At 70.4% G+C, this 22,986-nt stretch carries 22 protein-coding genes; 3 read left to right on the plus strand and 19 right to left on the minus strand.

All coding sequences use genetic code 11. The features are described 5' to 3' along the window. Window positions 1–67: 67 nt before the first annotated feature. The 7 genes from ASF21_RS13990 to truB all read right to left on the minus strand — a co-directional run bounded on the left by ASF21_RS13990 (window position 68) and on the right by truB (window position 6,891). A complete protein-coding gene (locus tag ASF21_RS13990) occupies window positions 68–2,326 on the minus strand; it encodes a polyribonucleotide nucleotidyltransferase (RefSeq protein ID WP_055772542.1) in 2,259 nt (752 codons plus the stop codon). Window positions 2,327–2,634: 308 nt separating this feature from the next. After that, entirely contained in the window at window positions 2,635–2,904 is a 270-nt protein-coding gene (gene rpsO, locus ASF21_RS13995; RefSeq protein WP_055772546.1) for a 30S ribosomal protein S15, read from the minus strand. A gap of 103 nt (window positions 2,905–3,007) precedes the next feature. Next, on the minus strand, window positions 3,008–4,003 hold the full coding sequence (locus tag ASF21_RS14000) for a bifunctional riboflavin kinase/FAD synthetase (protein ID WP_055772548.1): 996 nt from the start codon (window positions 4,001–4,003) through the stop codon (window positions 3,008–3,010). Window positions 4,004–4,229: 226 nt separating this feature from the next. Beyond that, window positions 4,230–4,922: a DUF4345 domain-containing protein gene (locus tag ASF21_RS14005; protein WP_055772551.1), complete on the minus strand. Its 693-nt coding sequence runs from the start codon at window positions 4,920–4,922 to the stop codon at window positions 4,230–4,232. Between the two features lie 180 nt (window positions 4,923–5,102). After that, entirely contained in the window at window positions 5,103–5,504 is a 402-nt protein-coding gene (locus ASF21_RS14010) for a hypothetical protein (RefSeq protein WP_055772812.1), read from the minus strand. 113 nt (window positions 5,505–5,617) lie between these two features. Further along, entirely contained in the window at window positions 5,618–5,986 is a 369-nt protein-coding gene (locus ASF21_RS14015) for a hypothetical protein (protein ID WP_055772554.1), read from the minus strand. A gap of 2 nt (window positions 5,987–5,988) precedes the next feature. Further along, a complete protein-coding gene (truB, locus tag ASF21_RS14020; protein ID WP_268753706.1) occupies window positions 5,989–6,891 on the minus strand; it encodes a tRNA pseudouridine(55) synthase TruB in 903 nt (300 codons plus the stop codon). Window positions 6,892–6,991: 100 nt separating this feature from the next. Between truB and ASF21_RS14025 the strand changes: the two genes are divergently transcribed. Further along, entirely contained in the window at window positions 6,992–8,173 is a 1,182-nt protein-coding gene (locus ASF21_RS14025; protein WP_055772557.1) for a pyridoxal phosphate-dependent aminotransferase, read from the plus strand. 194 nt (window positions 8,174–8,367) lie between these two features. Here ASF21_RS14025 and rbfA read toward each other — a convergent pair whose 3' ends face one another. From rbfA to rimP, 5 genes are all read right to left on the minus strand, one after another. Further along, window positions 8,368–8,805 carry a 30S ribosome-binding factor RbfA gene (gene rbfA / locus ASF21_RS14030; RefSeq protein ID WP_055772560.1) on the minus strand — a complete coding sequence of 146 codons (438 nt, stop codon included), beginning with the start codon at window positions 8,803–8,805 and terminating at the stop codon, window positions 8,368–8,370. Window positions 8,806–8,917: 112 nt separating this feature from the next. After that, window positions 8,918–11,830, minus strand: coding sequence for a translation initiation factor IF-2 (gene infB, locus ASF21_RS14035; RefSeq protein ID WP_055772563.1), 2,913 nt, complete (start codon window positions 11,828–11,830; stop codon window positions 8,918–8,920). 124 nt (window positions 11,831–11,954) lie between these two features. After that, the gene (locus ASF21_RS16590; RefSeq protein WP_082471591.1) at window positions 11,955–12,374 is read right to left on the minus strand and encodes a YlxR family protein; all 420 of its coding nucleotides are present in this window, start codon (window positions 12,372–12,374) and stop codon (window positions 11,955–11,957) included. 36 nt (window positions 12,375–12,410) lie between these two features. Next, a complete protein-coding gene (gene nusA, locus ASF21_RS14040) occupies window positions 12,411–13,400 on the minus strand; it encodes a transcription termination factor NusA (RefSeq protein ID WP_055772566.1) in 990 nt (329 codons plus the stop codon). A gap of 10 nt (window positions 13,401–13,410) precedes the next feature. Then, complete coding sequence (gene rimP, locus ASF21_RS14045) at window positions 13,411–14,040, minus strand: ribosome maturation factor RimP (protein ID WP_055772818.1); 630 nt, start codon at window positions 14,038–14,040, stop codon at window positions 13,411–13,413. A gap of 105 nt (window positions 14,041–14,145) precedes the next feature. Between rimP and ASF21_RS14050 the strand changes: the two genes are divergently transcribed. Then, window positions 14,146–15,441, plus strand: a complete 1,296-nt coding sequence (locus ASF21_RS14050) for a DUF4439 domain-containing protein (protein ID WP_162237553.1) — start codon at window positions 14,146–14,148, stop codon at window positions 15,439–15,441. Continuing rightward, window positions 15,434–16,468 carry an aminoglycoside phosphotransferase family protein gene (locus ASF21_RS14055; RefSeq protein WP_055772572.1) on the plus strand — a complete coding sequence of 345 codons (1,035 nt, stop codon included), beginning with the start codon at window positions 15,434–15,436 and terminating at the stop codon, window positions 16,466–16,468. The genes ASF21_RS14050 and ASF21_RS14055 overlap by 8 nt, the downstream gene beginning before the upstream one ends. 58 nt (window positions 16,469–16,526) lie before the next feature. Here ASF21_RS14055 and ASF21_RS14060 read toward each other — a convergent pair whose 3' ends face one another. The 7 genes from ASF21_RS14060 to ASF21_RS14090 form a co-directional block, all read right to left on the minus strand. Next, a complete protein-coding gene (locus ASF21_RS14060) occupies window positions 16,527–17,339 on the minus strand; it encodes a sulfite exporter TauE/SafE family protein (RefSeq protein WP_055772821.1) in 813 nt (270 codons plus the stop codon). Window positions 17,340–17,353: 14 nt separating this feature from the next. Beyond that, on the minus strand, window positions 17,354–19,153 hold the full coding sequence (locus ASF21_RS14065; RefSeq protein WP_055772575.1) for a proline--tRNA ligase: 1,800 nt from the start codon (window positions 19,151–19,153) through the stop codon (window positions 17,354–17,356). 130 nt (window positions 19,154–19,283) lie between these two features. Then, window positions 19,284–20,186, minus strand: coding sequence for a GNAT family N-acetyltransferase (locus ASF21_RS14070; protein WP_055772578.1), 903 nt, complete (start codon window positions 20,184–20,186; stop codon window positions 19,284–19,286). Further along, complete coding sequence (gene ispG, locus ASF21_RS14075; RefSeq protein WP_055772581.1) at window positions 20,140–21,306, minus strand: flavodoxin-dependent (E)-4-hydroxy-3-methylbut-2-enyl-diphosphate synthase; 1,167 nt, start codon at window positions 21,304–21,306, stop codon at window positions 20,140–20,142. Before ispG ends, ASF21_RS14070 begins: the two co-directional genes overlap by 47 nt. A gap of 110 nt (window positions 21,307–21,416) precedes the next feature. Continuing rightward, window positions 21,417–21,707: a YciI family protein gene (locus ASF21_RS14080; protein ID WP_055772584.1), complete on the minus strand. Its 291-nt coding sequence runs from the start codon at window positions 21,705–21,707 to the stop codon at window positions 21,417–21,419. A gap of 18 nt (window positions 21,708–21,725) precedes the next feature. Beyond that, window positions 21,726–22,166, minus strand: a complete 441-nt coding sequence (locus tag ASF21_RS14085) for a hypothetical protein (RefSeq protein WP_055772587.1) — start codon at window positions 22,164–22,166, stop codon at window positions 21,726–21,728. Between the two features lie 215 nt (window positions 22,167–22,381). Further along, on the minus strand, window positions 22,382–22,984 hold the full coding sequence (locus ASF21_RS14090; RefSeq protein ID WP_055772590.1) for a hypothetical protein: 603 nt from the start codon (window positions 22,982–22,984) through the stop codon (window positions 22,382–22,384). Between the last annotated feature and the right edge of the window lie 2 nt (window positions 22,985–22,986).

The following is a 22,986-nucleotide window of genomic DNA, read 5'->3' on the forward strand; positions in this document are numbered from 1 at the left end:
CGGCGCCGACCGAGGTGATCGGTGGGCGCCGGGGCCGTACGTCGCTCAGGAGGAGCGGGGCATGCGGCTACTCGGCGTCTGCTGCCTCGGGCAGCTCGATGCCGGCATCCCCGGAGGAGTCCCCGGCCTCGTCCGCCACGACGGGTGAGAGCGAGAGCTTTCCGCGGTCGTCGATCTTGGTGATCTCGACCTGGACCTTCTGGCCCACGGAGACGACCTCGTCGACGTTGTCGACGCGCTTGCCACCGGCGAGCTTGCGCAGCTCGGAGATGTGCAGCAGGCCGTCCTTGCCCGGGGTCAGCGAGACGAAGGCGCCGAAGGTCGTGGTCTTGACGACCGTGCCCAGGTAGCGCTCGCCGATCTCAGGGACCTGCGGGTTCGCGATGGCGTTGACCGCGGCACGCGCAGCCTCGGCCGACTCACCGTTGGTCGCACCGATGAGGACGGTTCCGTCGTCCTCGATCGAGATGTCGGCGCCGGTGTCCTCCTGGATCTGGTTGATCATCTTGCCCTTGGGGCCGATGACCTCGCCGATCTTGTCCACGGGGATCTTGACCGAGATGATCCTCGGCGCGAACTCGGAGAGCTCGTCCGGGGTGTCGATCGCGGCCTGCAGGACGCCGAGGATGTGCAGGCGTGCTTCACGGGCCTGCTTCAGGGCGGCCGCGAGGACCGACGCGGGGATGCCGTCGAGCTTCGTGTCCAGCTGGATGGCCGTGACGAACTCGGACGTACCGGCGACCTTGAAGTCCATGTCGCCGAAGGCATCCTCGGCGCCGAGGATGTCCGTCAGCGCCGCGTAGCGCGTCTGGCCGTCGACGACGTCGGACACGAGGCCCATGGCGATACCCGCGACCGGTGCGCGCAGCGGCACACCCGCGTTGAGCAGCGACAGCGTCGAGGCGCAGACCGAACCCATCGACGTCGAGCCGTTGGAGCTCAGTGCCTCGGACACCTGACGGATCGCGTAGGGGAACTCCTCGCGCGTGGGCAGCACGGGCACGAGGGCGCGCTCGGCGAGTGCTCCGTGGCCGATCTCGCGGCGCTTCGGCGAACCGACGCGGCCGGTCTCACCGGTGGAGTACGGCGGGAAGTTGTAGTTGTGCATGTAGCGCTTGCGCGTGACGGGCGACAGCGAGTCGATCTGCTGCTCCATCTTGAGCATGTTCAGCGTGGTGACACCCAGGATCTGGGTCTCGCCGCGCTCGAAGATCGCCGAACCGTGCACGCGCGGCAGCACCTCGACCTCGGCGGTCAGTTTGCGGATGTCGCTGAGGCCGCGGCCGTCGATGCGGACCTGGTCCTTCAGGATGCGCTGGCGGACGACGGCCTTGGTGAGCGAGCGGAACGCTGCGGACAGCTCCTTCTCGCGATCCTCGAACTGGGCCCCGAGGGATTCCATCAGCTCTGCCTTGAGGGCGTCGGACGCGCTCTCGCGCTCCTGCTTGTCGGCGATCTGGAAGACCTGCGCGAGCTTGTCGGAGCCCGCGGACTCCACGGCGGAGTAGACGTCGTCCTGGTAGTCGAGGAAGACGGGGAACTCGACGGTCGGCTTGGCCGCGCGGCCCGCGAGATCCGACTGCGCCTCGCACAGCGCCCGGATGAAGGGCTTGGCCGCCTCGAGGCCGTCGGCGACGATCTCCTCGGTGGGCGCGGTGGCACCGTTCTCCTTGATGAGGTTCCAGGAGTTGTCGGTGGCCTCGGCCTCGACCATCATGATCGCGACGTCGTCACCGGTGATGCGGCCGGCGACGACCATGTCGAAGACCGAGTTCTCGAGCTCGGAGTGCTTCGGGAAGGCGATCCACTGGTCGTTGCCGCTGCCGTCGGACACGAGCGCGACACGGACGCCGCCGATCGGACCCGAGAAGGGCAGGCCGGAGAGCTGCGTGGACATCGAGGCCGCGTTGATGGCGACGACGTCGTAGCGGACGTCCGGGTTGATCGCGAGGATGGTCACGACGACCTGGACCTCGTTGCGCAGTCCCTTGACGAAGGCCGGACGCAGGGGGCGGTCCATCAGGCGGCAGGCGAGGATCGCCTCGGTCGAGGGGCGGCCCTCGCGACGGAAGAACGAGCCGGGGATGCGGCCCGCGGCGTACATGCGCTCCTCGACGTCGACGGTGAGCGGGAAGAAGTCGAAGCCCTCGCGCGGGTGCTTGCCGGCCGTGGTGGCCGAGAGCAGCGCGGTGTCCTCGTCGATGTAGACCATGGCGGACCCTGCGGCCTGCTGGGCGACGCGCCCGGTCTCGAACCGGATGGTGCGTGTTCCGAAGCGACCGTTGTCGATCACTGCTTCGGCGAACTGAATTTCGGGACCCTCCAAGAGAGTCACCTCCGTTTCTGTATCTGTAGGAGTATCGGAGGCAGCCGGCACCCGTCGTGGTCTCGTCCGTCCTGGACGGCCACAGCACCCGGTCTTCGATCGAGATCCACGGAGGCGCCGGTCCGGCGCTTTCCGGGGATCACTACCGAGGACCGCGAATGCGCGGTGCCGGTTGACTCCATCGTTGTGCGGTCTTTGCCCCTGCTGGTGCAGGGTGGTGCTGTCGTGCGTCGCACGGCCGGACGGGGTCCGTCAGTGCGAGAAGGCGACGCCCTCTCCGTGGAGAAGGTGCCGCCTTCAGGTACTGCTTATCGACGCAGGCCGAGGCGCTCGATGAGCGACCGGTACCGCGAGATGTCGGTGTCCCGCAGGTAGTCCAGCAGGCGACGACGGCGACCGACGAGAAGAAGCAGGCCACGACGCGTGTGGTGGTCGTGCTTGTGCATCTTCAGGTGCTCGGTCAGGTCGAGGATTCGACGGGAAAGCATCGCGATCTGCACCTCGGGTGAACCGGTGTCACCTTCGGCGAGAGCGTATTCCTTGATGATTTCCTGCTTGATGGCGGCGTCAAGGGCCACGAGTAACTCCTAGAGTTGTACCGTGAACAGGTGCTGAGCGTCGCTTGCGCGACGACACAGAAAAATCCAGCCACCACGGACTGCAGCCGGATCTCCCTGAAGTTTAGCGTCTGGGCTGTTGTTCTGTCGAAAGCACGCCGCGGGCCTGCTCCACGTCGAGCTTCATCTGCTCGATGAGCGCTTCGGGCCCACGGTAGGTGACCTGCCCGCGGAGCCGCTCGACGAACTCGACGACGACCGCCTGGCCGTACAGGTCGAAGTCCTGCACGCGCTCCGGCGGGCGGTTGATGACGTGCGCCTCGACCTGCCGGTCCACGCCGTCGAACGTGGGGTTCGAGCCGACCGAGATGGCGGCGGGCCACCGCGTACCGGCTTCGTCCACGAGCCATCCGGCGTAGATTCCGTCCGCGGGGATGTAGCCCTGTGAGGACGCCGCGAGATTCGCCGTGGGGTAGCCGAGCTCACGTCCGCGCGCCGCCCCGTGCACGACGTCTCCGCGCATGCGGTGGTGGCGTCCGAGCACCCTGGCGGCGGTGCCGACCTCCCCCGACTCCAGGGCCTCGCGCACCCAGGTCGAGGAGCACCGGCGGTCGCCGTCGTCGTCCGTGGCGTCCATGGGGAAGCTGGCGCCGAAATCGTCGATCGCGATGACCTCGAAACCGAGCTTCCGGCCGAGCTCGCGCATGGTGTCCAGGTCGCCGCTGTTGCCGGCCCCGAAGCGGACGTCGTGGCCGATGACGACGGCCTTCGCCTTCAGCGCCCGGACGAAGACGCGCTCCACGAACTCCTCCGGCGAGTTCGCGGCGAGATCGAGCGTGTAGTGCATCATCAGGAGGGCGTCGATACCGGTCTCGGCGAGCGTCTCGACGCGGTCGGCGAGGCCCATGATCAGTTCCGGCGCGGAGTCCGGACGGTGGACCTGCGCGGGGTGCGGGTCGAAGGAGACAACGACGGCGGCGGCCGAGCGCTGCCGGGCGGCTTCGACGACCTGCTGCAGGACGCGCTGGTGGCCCCGGTGGACGCCGTCGAAGTTGCCCAGCGTCAGAACGGAGGGCCCGAAGTCCTCGGGCACGCTGTCCAGGTCTCTCCAGTAGAACACGCATCTCCTCTGTGATCCGGCTGCGTCCCGCGACCTCGGACGTCGCCCGGCGGGTTGTGCGCCGCTCCCATTATGGCCGACCGCACCCCCCCGCTCCCGCCATCGCCGAAGCCCCGGACCGACGGCCACAGCTCCCCCGGGTCCGTCCTCCGACCCGTCGGTGTGGACGTGCTGCCTGCGGGATCCGGTCACCACATCCTCGTGGACGCGCCGCTCCCCCGGACTCCTAGCCGCGCTGCGCGAACTCCTGGCGCATCTGGCTCGTCTTGGCGATGTACTTGTGCCACACGAGCAGGGCCGGCGGGAAGGCGAGCTCGACGACCATGAGGATGATCATGATGTAGTTCGGTGTGCCGGAGAAGGCCCAGGACAGCACCCGGCCGATGCCGCCGACGAACACCATGAGGCAGACGAGCCAGAGCATGTTGGCCCACTGGAACTTGATGGCGATCGTGATGAAGGCGGCGCCGACGCCGACCATCATGGCGGAGAAGAACCGGAACTGGTTCTCCAGCGTCGGGTTGACCGGCGTGCCCTCGGTGTCCGGCAGGCCCGCGGTGCCGAGGATCAGGTAGTAGGCGCCGAAGCCCGCGATGACCAGGCCGACGAGGACGACGACGGTGCGGAAGACGTTCCAGTCCCCGCCCGACGCCTTCTTCCCCGATGTCCTGGCTGCGCCGGCCTTCTTCCCGGGAGTGCCCTGTCCGGCCTTCGTGGCTTCTGTGGCTTCCCCTGCCGATGCGCGAGCCTTGTCCGCGCCCCGCGGCGCGCTCATCGGTGCCGGGCCATCGACGGCGGAGGACCGCGCGCTGTCCGGCGAGAGCCGACCATCGCTGCCCCCGGCGCGGAGGGGCTCGCCCGACGTCGGGCGGCGGCCCGGCACGGAGGGTCCGTCGTGATCGGGGCTGTTGCTGGTCATGTCGCTCCTAGGTGCTGGTTGATACCTAGCGCCATCGTCTCACGATGCCGCGCGACCGGGACGGTCGGTTGCCGGTCCGGCGTGAGCAGTCGCCCGGGCCCGGGCGGACGTACTCCGGTCAGGACCCGGGCGGGACCTGGCGGAGCGCACCGGCCGTTCCGATCCGCCGACGCGGACCGGTCAACGCACCGCGCGGTCCGGGCGGGTGCGCCGCAGCCAGAGGAGCCCCAGCACGGGAAGGAGCAGCGGGACGAACCCGTACCCGCGCCCGAATCCGGACCAGACGGTCTCGTGCGGGAAGTCCTGCGCGTCGACGATGCTGAGCAGGCCCACGACCAGGACGCCCACCAGTTCGGTGGTGACGGCGACGACCGACAGGCGGTAGGCGCGGATGCCAGGTCGGGCCAGCGACACCGTGGCGACGATGTAGACCACCGCGGCGACCGCGGAGAGCAGATAGGCGATCGGCGCCTCATCGAACTTGGTCGCGATCTGGAACACGGCCCGCGCGGTCGCGGCGAGTGCGAAGACGCCGTACACGGCCACCAGCAGCCGTCCGGGACCGGTGGCGCGACCGGTCACCGGCGCGGGCCCGGGCGCGCCTGATGCTGCCGCCGACCTCCCGGCGCCGGAGCCCCGTGGCGGACGCGAGGGGTCCAGGCCGCCTGCGCGGTCCTCATGGTTCCGATCGTCGGTCACAGTCCTGCCACCCCGTCCCAGATCTGCTCCATGCGGAAGAGCATGACGAACACCGTGAGCGCGGAGGCCGCGAGCACGAAGTTGCTCCAGCGGGTCTTCTCGAGGATGGACCACCAGAAGGCGCCGACGGGCACGAGGAGCGCGGTCAGCAGGTAGCCCCAGAACTCCCAGGCCTCACCGAGCACCGGTTCCCCCGTCACCTGCCGGATCACCGCACCCACCGTGTACGCGAGCAGGAACAGTTCGACGGCCGCGGTGGACAGGATGGTGATGTCGTTCGGGGGCTGGCGCAGGAGGCCGGCACCGATGCACAGGAGGGCAGCGACGGCGCAGACGATGACGCCGACGAGGAAGAACGGGTCCATGGTCACTCCTTCCCGCCGGGCGCGAAGACCAGCACGGTCCGTGCGGCACCACCGCGGTTCTCGAGCAGCGCCACGAGGGTGCCATCGGGGGCGAACGCCGCGACGGGGACGTCGGTCCGGGCACTGGGCTCGATCCTCCGCCCGTGGGACACGTCCGCGGTCTCGGCCTCGGACAGGTCCCGGACGGGGAAGAGCGCCCGGCCCGCGTCGTCCAGCGGGAGGACGGAGAGGTCCTCCGCGAGTTGCTCGAGCGTGCGTGCCTGCTCGATGGAGTAGGGGCCGACGCGGGTGCGGCGGAGCGCCGTCAGGTGCCCGCCGACGGAGAGCGCGGAGCCGAGGTCGCGGGCGAGGGCGCGGATGTACGTGCCGGAACTGCACTCGACCGTCACGTCGACGTCCTGGAGCCGCCCGTTGTTCACGCGGCGGATCGAATGGACGTCGAAGCGGTGGATGGTGACCGGTCGGGACGGCAGGTCGACGTCTTCGCCGGCCCGGACGCGGGCGTAGGACCTCTCGCCCTTGACCTTGATGGCACTGACGCTGCTCGGCACCTGCTCGATATCGCCCGTGAGGTCCGCGATCGCGGACCGGATCTCGTCCTCGGTCACGGCCGCCGCGATGCTGCCACCGGTGATCTCGCCCTCGGCGTCGTCGGTGATCGTGGACTGGCCCAGGCGGATCGTCGCCGTGTAGGTCTTGGTCGTGCCGACGATGTAGGTGAGAAGCCGCGTCGCGCGGTTGATGCCGATCACGAGCACCCCGGTGGCCATCGGGTCGAGGGTGCCCGCGTGGCCCACCTTGCGGGTGCCGGCGAGCCGTCGCATCCGGCCGACGACGTCATGACTGGTCCAGCCCTGTGGCTTGTCCACGATGATGAGCCCTGAGTGGACCTGCCCTGCATTCACGCCTCCCAGTATATGGGCGCGGCAGTACGGTCCCTGCTGTCGTCGCCGACCCAGGACGCCTGCCCGGACTCCCGCAGCCCGCCGCGATACCCTACTGCCTATGCCCTCCGCTCCCGCCCGCGTGGCGAATGTCCCGGTCAACCAGATCCGCGAGATCACGCAGGCGGCCTGGGCGGTCCCGGACTCGATCGTCCTGAGCATCGGCGAACCGGCCTTCCCCGTCGCCCGCCACGTCCTGGAGGCCGGTATGGCCGCGCTCGACCGGGACGACACCAACTACACACCCAACGCGGGCATCGGCCCGGTCCGTGCGGCCTTCGCGTCCAGGTTCGCGAGCCTCGCGGGCGTGGACGACGACCCGTCACGCATCTTCGTCGTCGCCGGAGCTCAGCAGGGCCTCCACCTGGCGCTCAGCACCCTCATCGGCGAGGGGGACGAGGTCCTCGTCCCCGATCCCGGGTACCCGACCTTCGCGATGACGGTCGGACTCCTGGGCGGCCGGCCGGTGCCCTATCCCCTGGTGCCGGGCCACGGCTTCCAGCCGCGCATCGAGGATCTGCAGGGCCTCGTGACGCCGACGACACGCGTGCTCATGCTCAACTCCCCGTCGAACCCGCTCGGCTCGGTGTTCAGCCACGACCTGACGCGCGCGCTCGTCCGGTTCGCGCATCGGAACGATCTCTGGATCATCTCCGACGAATGCTACGAGGCCTTCACCTACGACGTGCCGCACGTCAGCCCCGCGCGGTTCGACGCCGGGGGCCCCGAGGCCGTCGCCGAGGCCACGGAGGCCAGGATCATCACCTCCCTCACCCTCTCGAAGACCTACGGACTCACCGGGCTGCGCATCGGCGCCCTCGTGGTTCCGCCCGGGATGGAGGCCGTCCTCAGCAACGTCATGGAGTCCACGGTCTCCTGCGTCTCGGCCGCCTCCCAGTACGCCGGGCTCGCCGCGCTCACGGGTCCGCAGGACTACGTCAGGACCGCCCTGGATCACTACAGGGCCAATCGCGACGAGGCGACCGCCGTGCTGGACCGGCTGGGCATCGACTACCTCGACGCCCGGGGCGCCTTCTATCTGTGGGCGGACCTCCGCCACGCGACGGGCGGGGATGTCCGCGCCTGGACGCGGTCCTTCCTCGCCGAGCACGGAGTGGCCCTCGCACCGGGTACGGCCTTCGGTTCGATGGGTGAGGGCTGGGTGCGGATCGCCCTCTGCGGACGGACCGCGGATCTCGTCGAGGGCCTGTCCAGGCTGCCCGCACCGCCGCGTCGGTCCTGATCCGGTCGACGCCGTGCTGCCCGCAGGGTCAGCCCTCCTCGGGTAGGGGAACAAACGGTCCCCCGGCTCCCGCCGACGACGTCCGAAGCGGTTCCGGACGAGCTCCGATGCCCCGGATACGACAACGGCAGCCGACCCGGAGGTCGGCTGCCGTTGTCGTACAGGCCATCCGTGGAACGGACGGGAGGAGGAGCCTAGCGGGCCGCCTCGTCGTCCTCCGAGGTGCGGTACGGGTCCGCGTCCCCGGCGAAGTCCGCGCCCTGGGCGATCGCGGCCACCTCCGCGTCACGCTCCCGCGCCTTCTGCAGCAATTCCTCGAGGTGGCTGGCGTTGACCGGCACCTCGTCGGGGACGAACTCCAGCGTGGGCGTCAGCCGGGCGGTGATGTTCTTGCCGACCTCCGAGCGAAGGACGCCCCGGGCGGATTCGAGCGCCATGCGCGTTGCCTGCTGCTCCTCCGGATCGCCCAGCACCGTGTAGTACAGCGTGGCGTGCTGGAGGTCGTTCGTGACGCGCGCGTCGGTGATGGTCACGGCTTCCAGCCGGGGATCCTTCACGCGACGCCGGAGCGCCTCGGCGACGATGACTTTGATGCGCTGCGCGAGCCGCGCGGCGCGGGCCGGATCTGCCATTGCTGATACTCCTACTGAAGCTGGTCTGGTGGGGGGACCCGGCCGGCGGGTCCCGGTGGTGCGACAGGCACAGGCGCCCCGGAAGACCGGAGCGCCTGTGCTGACCTACGGCCTAGACGCGGGGCTTCTCCCGCATCTCGAAGGTCTCGATGGTGTCGCCTTCCTTGACGTCGTTGAACGACCCCAGGCCGATACCGCACTCGAAGTCCGTCCGGACCTCGGTGGCATCGTCCTTGAAGCGCTTGAGCGAGTCCACGGAGAGGTTGTCCCCGATGACCTTGCCGTCGCGCAGGACACGGGCCCGCGAGTTCCGCCGGATGATGCCCGACCGGACGATCGAACCGGCGATGTTGCCGAACTTGGAGGAACGGAACACCTCGCGGACCTCTGCGGTACCGAGCTGCACCTCCTCGTACTCCGGCTTGAGCATGCCCTTGAGGGCGAGCTCGATATCGTCGATCGCGGCGTAGATGACCGAGTAGAAGCGCATGTCGACGCCCTCACGCTCGGCCAGGTCGGCGACGCGCTCGGCCGGCTTGACGTTGAAGCCGATGATGATCGCGTTGTCGACCGTCGCCAGGTTGACGTCGTTCTGCGTGATCGCACCGACGCCGCGGTGGATGACGCGCAGCTGCACGCCCTCGCCGACGTCGATCTTGAGCAGCGAGTCCTCCAGGGCCTCCACGGCACCCGAGACGTCACCCTTGAGGATGAGGTTGAGGGTGTCGACCTTGCCGTCGGCGACGGCCTGGTCGAAGTCCTCGAGGCTGATGCGCTTGCGGCGCTTGGCGAGGGCCGCATTGCGGTCCGCTGCCTCACGCTTCTCGGCGATCTGACGGGCGGTGCGCTCGTCGTCCGTGACGAAGAACGTGTCACCGGCGCGGGGCACGTTGGACAGGCCCAGCACCTGGACCGGGCGGGACGGCTCGGCCTTCGTGACGACGTCGCCGTTCTCGTCGAACATCGCGCGCACACGGCCGTGAGCCGTACCGGCCACGATCGTGTCGCCGACGTTCAACGTTCCGGACTGCACGAGCACCGTCGCGACAGCACCCCGGCCGCGGTCGAGGTTGGCCTCGATCGCGATACCGCGGGCGTCCTTGTTCGGGTTGGCCCGCATGTCCAGCGCGGCATCGGCCGTGAGCAGGACGGCCTCGAGGAGCTCGTCGATCCCCATGCCCTGGAGCGCGGAGACGTGGACGAACATGGTGTCGCCACCGTATTCCTCGGGGACCAGGCCGTACTCGGTGAGCTGGCCCTTGACCTTGTCCGGGTTCGCGCCTTCCTTGTCCATCTTGTTAACGGCGACGACGATCGGCACGTTGGCTGCCTGGGCGTGGTTCAGCGCCTCGACGGTCTGCGGCATGACGCCGTCGTCGGCGGCCACGACGAGCACGGCGATGTCCGTGACCTTCGCACCACGGGCACGCATGGCGGTGAACGCCTCGTGACCGGGGGTGTCGATGAAGGTGATGGCCCGCGTGGAGTCCTCGTGGACGTGCTGGATCTGGTAGGCACCGATGTGCTGGGTGATGCCACCGTGCTCGCCCTCGACGACCTTAGTGTTGCGGACGGCGTCGAGCAGTCGCGTCTTACCGTGGTCGACGTGGCCCATGACCGTGACGACCGGCGGACGGGCCTCCAGGTCATCGTCACCCTCGGCCTCGAGCTCCGCATCGAAGTCGATGTCGAAGCTGCTGAGGAGTTCGCGCTCCTCGTCCTCGGGGGACACGACCTGGATCTTGTAGCCGAGCTCGGTTCCCAGGACCTCGAAGGTGTCCTCGTCCAGCGACTGGGTGGCCGTGGCCATCTCGCCGAGGTGGAAGAGCACGGTCACCAGTGCTGCGGGGTTCGCCTCGATCTTGTCGGCGAAGTCCGTGATGGACGAGCCACGGCGCATCGTGACGACGGTGTTGCCGTCCCCACGGGGTACGCTGACGCCGCCCAGCGAGGGAGCCGACATCTGCTCGAGTTCCTGCCGCTTCGCACGCTTCGACTTGCGCTGCTTGCCGCGACCGGCGCCGCCCTTGCCGAAGGCACCGGCGGTGCCGCCGCGTCCGCGGCCGCCCTTGCCGAAGCCGCCGCCGGCGGGTGCACCGCTCGGGCTGTTGGGGGCTCCACCGGGACCGCGGCGCGGACCGGCTCCCGCTCCGGGTGCACCGCGGCCGGGGGCAGCGGGACGCTCGGTGCGGTTGGGCATCATGCCAGGGGTGGGGCGTGATCCGGGTGCGCCACCGGGACGGGGGGCGCCGGGACGGGGTGCGCCCGGACGGGGACCGCCGGCACCTGCCGCGGGACGGGGTCCGCCCGCACCGGCTGCGGGACGGGGTCCACCGGGACCGGCGGCGGGGCGCTGCTGCGCATCGTCACGACGGCCCGGGCGCGGCATACCCTGCGAGGGCGCGAACGGGTTGTTGCCCGGACGCGAGGTGCGCTCGGGACGGTCGGTGTCGCCGCGGCGCGCACCCATGCCCTGCGAGGGCGCGAACGGGTTGTTGCCCGGGCGGGGAGCGCCACCGGGACGGGCTCCCGACGGACGCGTCGTCCCTGCGGACGGCGCCGCGGGCGGCGTGGCCGGACGGGGGCCGGGACGGCCCGGTTCCTCCTGCGAACCCTGCTGGGTCGGCGCGGGAGTCGCCTGGGCGGCGGGGGCGGGGACGTCAGCGGGCGCGGCACCGTTCGAGAACGGCGATGCCTGCGGAGCGGCCGGGGCTGCTGCCGCCGGCGCTGCCGGCGCAACGGGTGCTGCCGGCGCTGCGGGTGCTGGCGCTTCGGGTGCCGCCTGGGCAGCTCCCGGCTTCGGGCCCGACGGCGTGGGCGCCGAGGGACGTGAGGGTGCGGGTGCCGGGGCGGTCTTGGCGCCACCGGCATCGGGGAATGCGCCGCGAAGCTTCTTCACGACGGGGGCCTCGATGGTGGACGAGGCTGAACGGACGAATTCGCCCAGTTCCTGCAGTTTTGCGACTGCGTCTTTCGAGGTTATACCGAGCTCTTTCGCGAGCTCGTGTACGCGGACCTTGGCCACATTTCTCCTGTCTCGGTCCGTACCGAGTCAGGCACGAACCGTCTATTTCCTACTGCTGATCCCAGTCGCGAGGGCGGCTGGCAGATCGAATGCAGAGCGCAACGGATGGGTCATCGTTGCGCACTCATCGCTGGGTTCTCATCGGGTTTCCATGAGGGTTCTGACCCGCTTTCAGGGAGGACGGTGGTGAATCGGGGCCTCGGTTCAGACGCCCCAGGTATGCCTGGAAGTCCACTGCCAACTGCGCAGTGTCGACCGGCCCGCGGAAGGCCCTGCTGAAGGCCCTCCGCTTGATGGCCGTGTCCATGCATGCCGGGTCGGGGTGCAGCCAAGCACCCCGTCCGGATAGCCGGCGCCGCTCATCGATGACGGCGACGATCTGTCCGTCCATCGGTCGTGCAACGACCCGCATCACGTGTGACTGGCGGTCCCGCCGGCGGCATCCCACGCAGGTGCGTACGGGATGGGCATCCGCCGGATGGTGCCCGGATCCTCGTCGTGAACCGACGTCGTCCGGGCGCGACTCGACAGCAGTCCGTTCCATTCTACCCCTTCCGACCGTTCCGGGAGACCGGACGGATCAGGCTTTCGCCGCCTGCGCGGGCTGCGCGGCATCGGACACGATGTCGATCCGCCACCCGGTCAGCTTCGCCGCGAGGCGCGCGTTCTGGCCCTCCTTGCCGATGGCCAGGGACAGCTGGTAGTCGGGCACGACGACGCGGGCGGAGCGCGTGGCCTCGTCCGTGATCGTGACGGAGGTGACGCGCGACGGCGACAGCGAGCTGGCGATGAAGGCCGCGGCGTCGTCGTTGTAGTCCACGATGTCGATCTTCTCGTCGTTGAGCTCGTTCATGACCGCACGGACCCGCGTCCCCATCTCCCCGATGCATGCACCCTTCGCGTTGACGCCCGGGACGTTGGCCTTGACCGCGATCTTCGTCCGGTGACCCGCCTCGCGTGCCAGGGCAACGATCTCGACGGTCCTGTCCGCGATCTCCGGCACCTCCAGCTCGAAGAGCTTCCTGACCAGGCCGGGGTGGGACCGCGACAGCGTGATCGAGGGGCCCTTCATCCCACGGTGGACATCGACGACGAAGGCACGGAGCCGAGTGCCGTGCAGGTACTTCTCGCCGGGGACCTGCTCGGGCGGCGGCAGGACGGCCTCGACGGACCCGAGGTTCACCTGGATCATGTGCGGGTTGTTGCCCTGCTGGATCATGCCGGCGACGAGTTCGCCCTCCTTGCCGCGGAACTCGCCGAGGATGTTCTCGTCCTCCGCGTCACGCAGCCGCTGCAGGATGATCTGGCGCGCCGTGCTCGCCGCGATACGGCCGAAGCCGCTCGGGGTGTCGTCGAACTCGCCGACGCTCTCGCCGTCGTCGTTCTTCTCCGTCGCCCAGATGGTGACGTGGCCGTTGCGGCGATCGAGCTCCGCGCGTGCGGTCTCCTGCGCCCCCGGGGAGCGGTGATAGGCGATGAGCAGTGCCTGCTCGATCGTCGGGACGAGCTTGTCGAGCGGGATCTCCCGCTCGCGCTCGAGCAGCCTCAGGGCGCTCATGTCGATGTCCATGTAGATCTCCTTACGCGTGGTGCTCGGCGCCGGAGGAATCCGGTTCGGCCCCATCGGTGTGGTCGGTGTGTTCATCATCGAGATGCGCGAATTCGACCTGCACGGTCCCCGTGCGGATCTTGGCGAACTCGAGCGCGAGGGGGTCGCCCTGCTTCGGCTTCATGCCCTTCTTGACGGGCAGTTGCGGGAGGAGCCGGATACCGGAGGCGGTGACCTCCTGCAGCCTGCCGACCACGACGTCGCCGGTGACCGGCTTGACCTCTACCAGGCGCCCGACACTGCGTCGCCAGTGCCGCGGTTCCGTCAGGGGCCGCGAGACACCGGGCGAGGAGATCTCGAGGCTGTACGGGCGGTCGTCGTCGTCCGGGTCGCTGTCCATGGCGGCGGAGAGGTCGGTGGAGATGGCGGAGATCACATCGAGGCCGACGCTGCCGGAGGCTTCCTCGGGGAGGTCGACGACCACGTGGACGGTGCGGTGCGAGCCGGCGACCTTGATGTCCACATCCTCCAGATAGAGGTTGTGCTGCTCCACCACGGGTTGCAGCCTGGTCCGCAGGCGCTGTGCCTCGGCCTGCAGTTCGGCCTCGACGGCCGTCTTGCGGGTCGAGGCTTGATTTTCGTTCCCGGACCGGACCGCCATGGCTGCCTCCCACTCGATGATGTTGTCCACCAAGAGTACCGACATTCCGTGGCGCCCGGTGTGTGACCGGGGGGAACGCGGCCCTCCGTGGCATCATCGGGGACTGTGACTGTGCGGGGGCGGAAGGGCGGCGATCGGGCGCGCGAAGGGCGCCGGACCTCCGGCCTGCGTCGGGCCGCCGGCTGGGCCGTCCGGCTGGTCGGCCTGTTCGTCGCCGTGCTCCTCGTCGTCGGCCTCGGCCTGGGCGTGCGGCCGCCCGAACCCGACGGGCCGTCCTCCTCCCCCACCGAACAGGCACAGCTCGACGCCGAGGCGGGCTACACCGCGCTGGCGGCGGACGCGCGGTCTGCCGCGGCCCTCGATCCGGCCGCCGCGGACGTCCTCACCGCCCTCGCCGAGGACCTCGAGGTGCAGGCGGACGCCGTCGCGCTGCCGCGCTCTCCCGCAGCGCCGACGCAGGACCCCGAGGGATCGGAACCCCTCCTGCCGTCTCCGGAAGCGTCCTCGACGCCCGGCCCGGCGGTGACGGCCGACGGCCGTGCGGTCCTCGCCGGGCTCCGGGAGAGTGCGCTCCGAAGCCTCCATGATGCCGCGCAGGCCGAGCCGGGTCCGGGCCGCGTGCTCGCCGCAGCCGGGGCGAACCAGTGGCGGAACGCCGTGCTGCTGTCCGTGCTCCTCGGCGCCGACCCCGGTCTCCCCCCGGCCGATGCCGTCCCCGCGACCGATCTCGCGGCCGGGACCGGTCTCTTCTCCGGGCTGCCCGGCGGACCGGACGGCCCCTCATCCCCTCCTTCCGTGCCGTCCGGTCCGGCCACCGCGATCGCGCCGACGGGGGCGCCCGGAGCCGGCCCCGGTCCGTCGGGGGCGCGTCCCGGCGGAGCGGGCACGGTGGACCCCGATGTCGAGTGCACGGACACTCCCCTGGGCCCGGACGCGGATCGCGCAGCCCTGCTGGAGGCCAAGGCCGCCGAGGAGCGCGCCGCCTACGCCTACGACGTCGCAGCCGCCCTGCTCCCGGAACCGGGCGACGCCCTGGCGCGGTCGGGTGTCCACCGGGCTGCGGCAGACGCCGCAGCCGAGCGCCTGGCCCTGCTCTGCGCACCGGCCGGCCCCGCCCCTGCCGGTCACGCGCTGGGTACGGGGTTCCGCGCCGATCCCGCCGGCGCCGTGAGGGAGCTCGAGCAGGACCACGCCGTCTTCTACGTCGACCTCCTCGCCACCGTCGGACCCGAGGCTCGCGCCTGGGCCGTCACCTCGTACAACGCGGCCGCGCAGCGCAGTCTCGACGCCGGGACGCCGCTGACGGCGCTCCCCGGCCTGGAGGATGCCGCGGATCCGGCCGGCGGCGCCGCACCCGGCACCACTGCACCCTCCGTCGCACCGGAGCCCGGTGATGGCTGAGCACGGTCATCCGCCTCGACAGTCCGTCGCCGGGCCGCCGGACCTGCCCCCGCAGCTCGTGGCCAGCGCCCGCACCATCGAGGGTGGTGCACGGTGGATGCGGGAGTGGAGCACCGTCCTGATGGATCGTCTCGCCGCCTGGGACCTGGAGCTCGATCTGCCGCCGGGGCAGCCCGCCTGGGCCGGACAGTGCGCCGTCGTCGTGCCGGTGACCCGCCGGAGGGCGACCGGCCCCGCGGCTGCGGTCCTCAAGATCACGATCCCGCACGAGGAGGCCCGTCCCGAGCCGGACGCGCTGGAGCTGTGGGACGGGCACGGCGCGGTGACCCTGCTCGCGGCCTCACGCCCTGACTTCACCCTGCTGCTCGACCGGCTCGACGGCGACCGGTCCCTGCGTGACGTACCCCTCGACGAGACCCCGGGGCCCTGGGCCGATGTGGTCCGCCGGCTGTCCATCACGCCGGGCGACAGCCCGCTCTGGGCGTCCTTCCCGCATCTGGCCTCCGAGGCCGAGCAGTGGACGGACACGCTGCCGGCACGCTGGGACGAACTCGGCGAACCCTTCCCGCGGTGGCTGATGGAGTCCGCCCTCGAGGTGTGCCAGTCGCGGGGGGTGCTCGGCCGGCGGTCAGAGCGGGACGTGCTGGTGCACACCGACCTGCACTACGGGAATCTCCTGCCGTCGACACCGGGACAGCTGCGCGACTTCACAGCGATCGACCCCAAACCCGTCCTCGGTGACGCGGAGTACGCCGTCGCGCCCATGCTGTGGAACAGGCTCGGCGAGCTCGACGGGACGGATCCGGCCGGCCATCTCCGGGCACACTGCTCCGCCCTCGCCGCGGCAGCGGGCTTCGACGGGGAGCTGGCGCGCGGCTGGACGGTGGTGCGGGAGGTCAGGAACGCACTCTCCTACCTCGGTCATGGGCGGACCGGCGATGCCGAGCGCTCGCTCTGGGTCGCCAGTTCGGTGCTCGGCAGGACCCTCGACGGCCTGCCTGCGGTGGGCGACCTGCCCGCCCTGTAGGCGGCGCCCGCCAGGAGCGGCCCGGAAGGAGTCACCGGGCAGGGAAAACCGGCAGGGATCAGGCGGACGCCATCAGCGGTCGGATGTTCTCCACCCACACGTCGTAGCCCAGCTTGACGATCAGCGCGCCGACGACCGCGAGGAACACGATCCGGATGAACCTGCTGCCCTGGCTGATCGCCATGCGGGAGCCCGTGTAGCCACCGGCCATGTTCGCGACGCCGAGCAGCAGGCCGAGGCCCCACAGGATGGACCCGTTGGGCAGGAAGAACATGAGGGCACCGAAGTTGGTCGCCATGTTCACGATCTTCGCCTTCGCGCTGGCGCCGAGGAAGTTGTACCCCAGCAGCGTGACCATCGCGATGATGAGGAAGGATCCCGTGCCCGGGCCGATCAGCCCGTCGTAGAACCCGATGACGAGTCCGATGCCGGCCGCCGTGCCGTAGTGGCGTGCGCCGTGGTGGCGCAGCTGCGTGAGGGTCCCCACAGACGGCTTCAGCGCGGTGAAGATCGCGACGGCGACGAGGGCGGCCACGATGATCGGCTTGAAGACCGACGACGGCAGCGACGCGGCCAGGATGGCGCCGCCGAAGCTGCCTCCGAGGGCGATCGCCGCCATGGGCAGCGCCGTCCGCAGGTCGGGATGCGCGCGCCGGTAGTACGTGACGGCGCTCGTCGTCGTCCCGAAGATGGAGCCCAGCTTGTTCGTGGCGAGGGCCTCGACGGGCGTGATGCCGGGCACCAGCAGCAGAGCCGGGAGCTGCAGCAGGCCTCCGCCGCCCACGACGGCATCGACCCAGCCCGCTGCGAATCCCGCGACGAGGACCAGCAGGATGGTCGCGAGGTGCAGTTCCTCGAGTCCCGAGCCCACGGGGAACATCGCCGCTAGTCTGCGGCGATGCCGCGCACCAGCGCGACGGCATCGGCCACCGCGACGTTCTGCGCCTCGCCCGTGCGGCGGTCCTTGACCTCGAGGACCCCCTCGGCGAGCCCACGGCCCACGACGACGATCGTCGGGACGCCGATGAGCTCCGCATCTCCGAACTTCACGCCGGGAGAGACCTTCGGACGGTCGTCGTAGAGCACCGTCAGACCGGCCGCCTCGAGATCGACGGCGAGCTTCTCGGCCGCCTCGAAGATCTCGGCGCCCTTGCCCGTCGCCACGACGTGGACATCGGCGGGGGCGACGTGGCGGGGCCAGATCAGTCCCCGATCGTCGTGGTTGGCCTCCGCGAGGGCCGCGATGGCGCGGGTGACACCCACCCCGTAGGAGCCCATGGTCACGGTGGCGAGCTTCCCGTTCCGGTCCAGGACCTTGAGGCCGAGGGCCTCCGCGTACTTCCGGCCGAGCTGGAAGATGTGGCCCATCTCGATGCCGCGGGCGGCCACCAGCGGGCCGGATCCGTCGGGGGCCTCGTCGCCCTCGCGCACCTCCACGGCCTCGATGGTGCCGTCCCAGGTGAAGTCGCGGCCGGCCACCAGTCCGAACACGTGCCTGCCCTGCTCGTTGGCGCCGGTGATCCAGGCGGTACCGCTGACGATCCGTGGGTCCACGAGGTAGCGCAGGCCCGTCGACGCGTCGGCCCCGAGCACGGCGTCCCCGGGGGTGAGGCCGGGGCCGATGTAGCCCTTGACCAGTCCGGGGTTCTTCTTCAGGTCGTCCTCGTTCGCAGCCTCCACGGCCACTTCCCCGCCCGTCTCGAGGTGGCCGGCGATGGTCGCCTCGATGCGCTTGAGGTCCACGGACCGGTCACCGGGAACGCCGACGACGACGATCTCCCGCTCGCCGGTCGGCAGCACGGCGGCGAGCACCACGTTCTTCAGCGTGTCCGCCGCCGTCCAGGCACGGTCCTCACGCGGTGCCGAGGCGTTGGCATGGGCCACGAGCGTGTCGATGGTGGGGGTGTCGGGCGTGTCCCGCACCTCGGCCGCGGGGGCGGCGGAGAAGTCCACGGGCTCCGGGACCACCGTGGTCACGGCCTCCACGTTGGCGGTGTAGCCGCCGGCGGAGCGCACGAAGGTGTCCTCGCCGATCGGGGTGGGGTGGAGGAACTCCTCGCTCCTGGACCCGCCCATGGCCCCGGCCGTCGCGGTGACGGGGACGACGTCGAGCCCGAGACGCTCGAAGATCCGCAGGTAGGCTCCCCGGTGCAACTGGTAGCTCGCCTCGAGGCCCTCGTCGTCGATGTCGAAGGAGTAGGAGTCCTTCATGATGAACTCGCGGCCGCGGAGGAGTCCCGCGCGGGGCCTCGCCTCGTCGCGGTACTTGGTCTGGATCTGGAACAGGCTGACGGGGAGGTCCTTGTAGGAGGTGTACAGGTCCTTCACCAGCAGCGTGAACATCTCCTCGTGCGTGGGCGCCAGGAGGTAGTCCGCGCCCTTGCGGTCCTGGAGGCGGAAGATGCCGTCGCCGTACTCGGTCCAGCGGTTGGTGGCCTCGTAGGGCTCCTTGGGGAGCAGCGCCGGGAAGTGGACCTCCTGCGCTCCGATCGCCTCCATCTCCTCGCGGACGATCGCCTCGACGCGCGCCAGCACCTTCAGTCCCAGCGGCAGCCAGCTGTAGATCCCGGGGGCCGCTCGCCGGATGTAGCCCGCGCGGAGGAGCAGGCGGTGGCTCGCCACCTCGGCGTCGGCGGGATCCTCGCGCAGGGTGCGCAGGAAGAGGGTCGAGAGTCGTAAGACCACGCGGGTGTCCGTTCGTCTGGGTGGTGCGCTGCCATCGGTCCCACCGCCGTCCGGCGGGAGACAACAGGTACCAATCTAGCGGGTCGGCCCGCCGGGACGGGCACGCGACGGGCGCCCCGCGGGCGGCTCCTCAGAAGAGGATGGTCGCGAAGGTGTCCACCTGATCGAACCCCACGCGCTTGTACGCGGCGATGGCGCGCGCGTTATACGAGTTCACGTAGAGGCTCACCGTCGGTGCCAGGGAGCGGGCGGCGACGACGACTGCGGCCATGTAGGCCGCGCTGCGTCCCTCGCCCCGGTGGTCGGGGTTCATCCACACGCCCTGCACCTGGACGGCCTGGGAGGACACGGTGCCCAGTTCGGCCTTGAAGACCACCGTGCCGCCGTCGTCGAACGCCGCCAGGGAGTGCTTCCGTCCGATGAGGGAGGCGACACGGCGGCGGTAGTGGTCCGATCCGCCGATGAACGGTGAGTAGCCCACCTCCTCCTCGAACATCGCCGCACAGGCGGGCAGGAGCCGGTCGAGCTCCTCGGGCCGGGTGAAGCGCAGGTCCTCGGCCGGTGCGATGAGCGGGTCCGAGTGGATCGCCATGAGCGGCTGGGTGGGGCGCACGTCGAAGGGTTCTCCGCTGTAGTCCTCGAGGGTGGACCAGAGGTCCATGACGCCCTCGGAGAGTCCAAAGATGGAGGAGAAGGTGCGGCCGGAGCGCCCGAGATGGTCGCCGAAGATGGCCCCGGTCTCGTCCGTGACGCCAACCGGTACGAGGTTCACGCCCGCCCAGCAGGCGGCGCGCAGCTCGTTGTGCCGGAACATGCCGATGATCTCCCCGCCCGCGAGCGACGGCGCGGCACTCCCCCTCGACTCGAGGTGCGACGCCACGAACACGTTCGCCACCGGGTCGTCGTTGACGATCGCCCAGAGGTCCCGGGTGTCCTGTTCGCCGAGGACGCGGAAGGACCACGGTCCTTCGGGATCGGCCTGGGGTCTAGCTAACGGTAACCATGGGGCCACCCTGGCCAGCAGTTTCGCCATCAGCCTCACCCATCTCCTCTGCGAGCCGCATCGCTTCCTCGATGAGTGTCTCCACGATCTGGTCCTCGGGGACGGTCTTGATGACCTCTCCCCGAACGAAGATCTGTCCCTTGCCGTTGCCGGACGCGACGCCGAGGTCGGCCTCGCGGGCCTCTCCAGGACCGTTCACGACGCACCCCATCACCGCGACGCGGAGGGGCACCTCCATGCCCTCGAGGCCGGCGGTGACCTCCTCGGCGAGCGTGTAGACGTCCACCTGGGCGCGGCCGCACGACGGGCAGGAGACGATCTCCAGCTTGCGGGGGCGGAGGTTCAGGGACTGCAGGATCTGGTTGCCGACCTTGACCTCCTCGACCGGCGGGGCGGAGAGCGAGACGCGGATGGTGTCGCCGATCCCCTTGGAGAGCAGGGCGCCGAAGGCCGTGGCGGACTTGATGGTGCCCTGGAAGGCGGGGCCGGCCTCGGTGACGCCGAGGTGCAGCGGCCAGTCGCCGCGCTCGGCGAGGAGCTCGTAGGCCCGCACCATGATGACGGGGTCGTTGTGCTTCACGGAGATCTTGAAGTCGTGGAAGTCGTGCTCCTCGAAGAGGGACGCCTCCCACACGGCGGACTCGACGAGGGCCTCGGGCGTCGCCTTGCCGTACTTCTCCATCAGCCGGGGATCGAGCGAGCCGGCGTTGACGCCGATGCGGATCGAGGTCCCGGCGGCCTTCGCCGCCGCGGCGATCTGCTTGACCTGGTCGTCGAACTTGCGGATGTTGCCCGGATTGACGCGGACGGCGGCGCAGCCGGCGTCGATCGCGGCGAACACGTACTTGGGCTGGAAGTGGATGTCCGCGATCACGGGGATCTGCGACTTCTTCGCGATGATGGGCAGCGCCGCGGCGTCGTCGGCGGAGGGGCAGGCGACACGGACGATGTCGCAGCCCGTGGCCGTGAGCTCCGCGATCTGCTGCAGCGTCCCGTTGATGTCCGTAGTCGGCGTGGTGGTCATCGACTGGATGCTGATCGGCGAATCCGAGCCCACACCCACCGATCCGACCTTGATCTGGCGGGTCTTGCGCCGGGGGGCGAGGACGGGCGGCGGTGCTGCTGGCATTCCTAGGCTGACCGAGGTCAAAACATCCTCCATGCTGGCGGCCTGAACCGCTCGTGTGACGAGATTCCTGATTTCATTATCCACCCGACCCGGGGCTTCGCGGGCCGCCCGCGATCCATCTCACACGGTGCTCACACGCGGTCGCGGAACGCCCCGATGACCGGGTTCCACTCCGTGGTCTGCACGGCCGAGATGGCACCGACCCGCGCGAAGGGGTCCTCGCTGACGAGCTGGTTGAGGTCCGCCTCCGTCTCGGCGGAGAACATCAGGAGCGCGCCGCTTCCGTCCGTGAAGGGCCCTGCGGCGAGGACGCGGCCCTGCCCGACGAGCTCCTCGAGCCACTGGCGGTGCGCGGGGCGGTGCTCCGCGCGGAGCTCCTCGTGATCGGGGTTGTACACGTATTCGACGGCGAAGATACTCATGGCCTCACCCTACGTGAATCACAGCAGGTAGACCTTGACGACCGACGCGATACCCGCGGCCCACAGCATGGAGGCCAGGGTCCCGATGATGAAGCGCTCGGAGGCCGCGGGTGACTCCTTCAGCTCCGCGTACCTGCCCAGGGCCTTCACCGCCACGACGTAGGCGATCGCGACCGGCTGCCCGCCGAGGATCGCCACGGTGACCGCGAGGCGCTCGAGCACCCCGATCACCAGCCCGCCGCGCAGGACGCCCGGCGGCAGGGCGTCCACCGGCGCCCTCGGAGGCTCGGCGGGCGGTGCCGGCAGCTCGAACTGGGGCTGGTCGGCGGGCTCGGGCGGTTCTGCGCGGCGGCGCTCCGCGGTGTCGACCGACCGGGCCAGGCGCAGCACCAGCATGGTCACGGGTAGTCCGACGCCGCCCGCGGCGAGCAGGGCCACGACGATCCACAGAGCCTCCATCGATTCCCCTTCCGCGACCGGCCGGACGCCCGGCCCGACCGTCCTGCTCCATGTCTACCGCACGGCACCCACGATCGCGGCCACCGCTGCGCCCCGCCCGCGGGACAGGCGTTACAGCGTCACGGCGTCTCCGCGTCTCCGCGTCACCGCGTCACGGCGTCACGGCGTCACCTCGTCACGGCGTCACCTCGTCACGGCGTCACCTCGTCACGGCGTCACGGCGTCACCGCGTCACGGTCCACCCACGTCAGCAGCCGCGCCGCCGCGGGTCGCACCGCCTGCTCCTCGTGCCAGGCCGCCCTGGCGGCGGCCTTGCTCACGGCCTGCGGCGTGATGCCCAGCGTCCGGGCGACGGCGGTCTGCGTGCCGCGCACGCCCGGTTCGAGGAGGTCGAGGATGCGCCACTCGGCCTCCGACCGCGCCAGGACATGGCGTCCGAGGAGAGCCAGGACGCCCTCCGCCTCGGCTGCGCCGTCGGGCCCCTCGACCGCGAGCGGCGCGCGCTCCCCCGCCTTCTTCGCACGGTCGACGGCGGCCCGGGCGTGGACGAAGGCCGAACCGCGTCCCTCCCGGGGAGAGGTGGGCAGCGGCGTGTCGATCTCCCCGACGCCGATACCGATGTACCAGCCGCCCGCGCGGAGGCACAGGAGCACGGCCTGGACGACGTCGGATGACCTGGCGAGGACGCCCTGGGCCTCGTCGCCGACCGATCGCTCCCACGGCAGGACCGTGGGGACCGGACGGAGGAGCGCGAGCAGCTCGGGAATCCGGTCGGTCGAGCTCCGGCTGCCGATCTGGTCGATGGTGAGGACGAACATTC

Source organism: Arthrobacter sp. Leaf234 (assembly GCF_001422665.1).
Classification (GTDB): Bacteria; Actinomycetota; Actinomycetes; order Actinomycetales; family Micrococcaceae; genus Arthrobacter_D.

Coding starts and splice junctions, on each gene's coding strand:
- ASF21_RS14005 (WP_055772551.1), bottom strand. CDS start 4,922: ATGACCAGCAACAGCCCCGATCACGACGGACCCTCCGTGCCGGGCCGC.
- ASF21_RS14015 (WP_055772554.1), bottom strand. CDS start 5,986: ATGGACCCGTTCTTCCTCGTCGGCGTCATCGTCTGCGCCGTCGCTGCC.
- ASF21_RS14025 (WP_055772557.1), top strand. CDS start 6,992: ATGCCCTCCGCTCCCGCCCGCGTGGCGAATGTCCCGGTCAACCAGATC.
- rbfA (WP_055772560.1), bottom strand. CDS start 8,805: ATGGCAGATCCGGCCCGCGCCGCGCGGCTCGCGCAGCGCATCAAAGTC.
- ASF21_RS16590 (WP_082471591.1), bottom strand. CDS start 12,374: ATGGAACGGACTGCTGTCGAGTCGCGCCCGGACGACGTCGGTTCACGA.
- nusA (WP_055772566.1), bottom strand. CDS start 13,400: ATGGACATCGACATGAGCGCCCTGAGGCTGCTCGAGCGCGAGCGGGAG.
- rimP (WP_055772818.1), bottom strand. CDS start 14,040: ATGGCGGTCCGGTCCGGGAACGAAAATCAAGCCTCGACCCGCAAGACG.
- ASF21_RS14055 (WP_055772572.1), top strand. CDS start 15,434: ATGGCTGAGCACGGTCATCCGCCTCGACAGTCCGTCGCCGGGCCGCCG.
- ASF21_RS14070 (WP_055772578.1), bottom strand. CDS start 20,186: ATGGCGAAACTGCTGGCCAGGGTGGCCCCATGGTTACCGTTAGCTAGA.
- ASF21_RS14080 (WP_055772584.1), bottom strand. CDS start 21,707: ATGAGTATCTTCGCCGTCGAATACGTGTACAACCCCGATCACGAGGAG.
- ASF21_RS14085 (WP_055772587.1), bottom strand. CDS start 22,166: ATGGAGGCTCTGTGGATCGTCGTGGCCCTGCTCGCCGCGGGCGGCGTC.
- ASF21_RS14090 (WP_055772590.1), bottom strand. CDS start 22,984: ATGTTCGTCCTCACCATCGACCAGATCGGCAGCCGGAGCTCGACCGAC.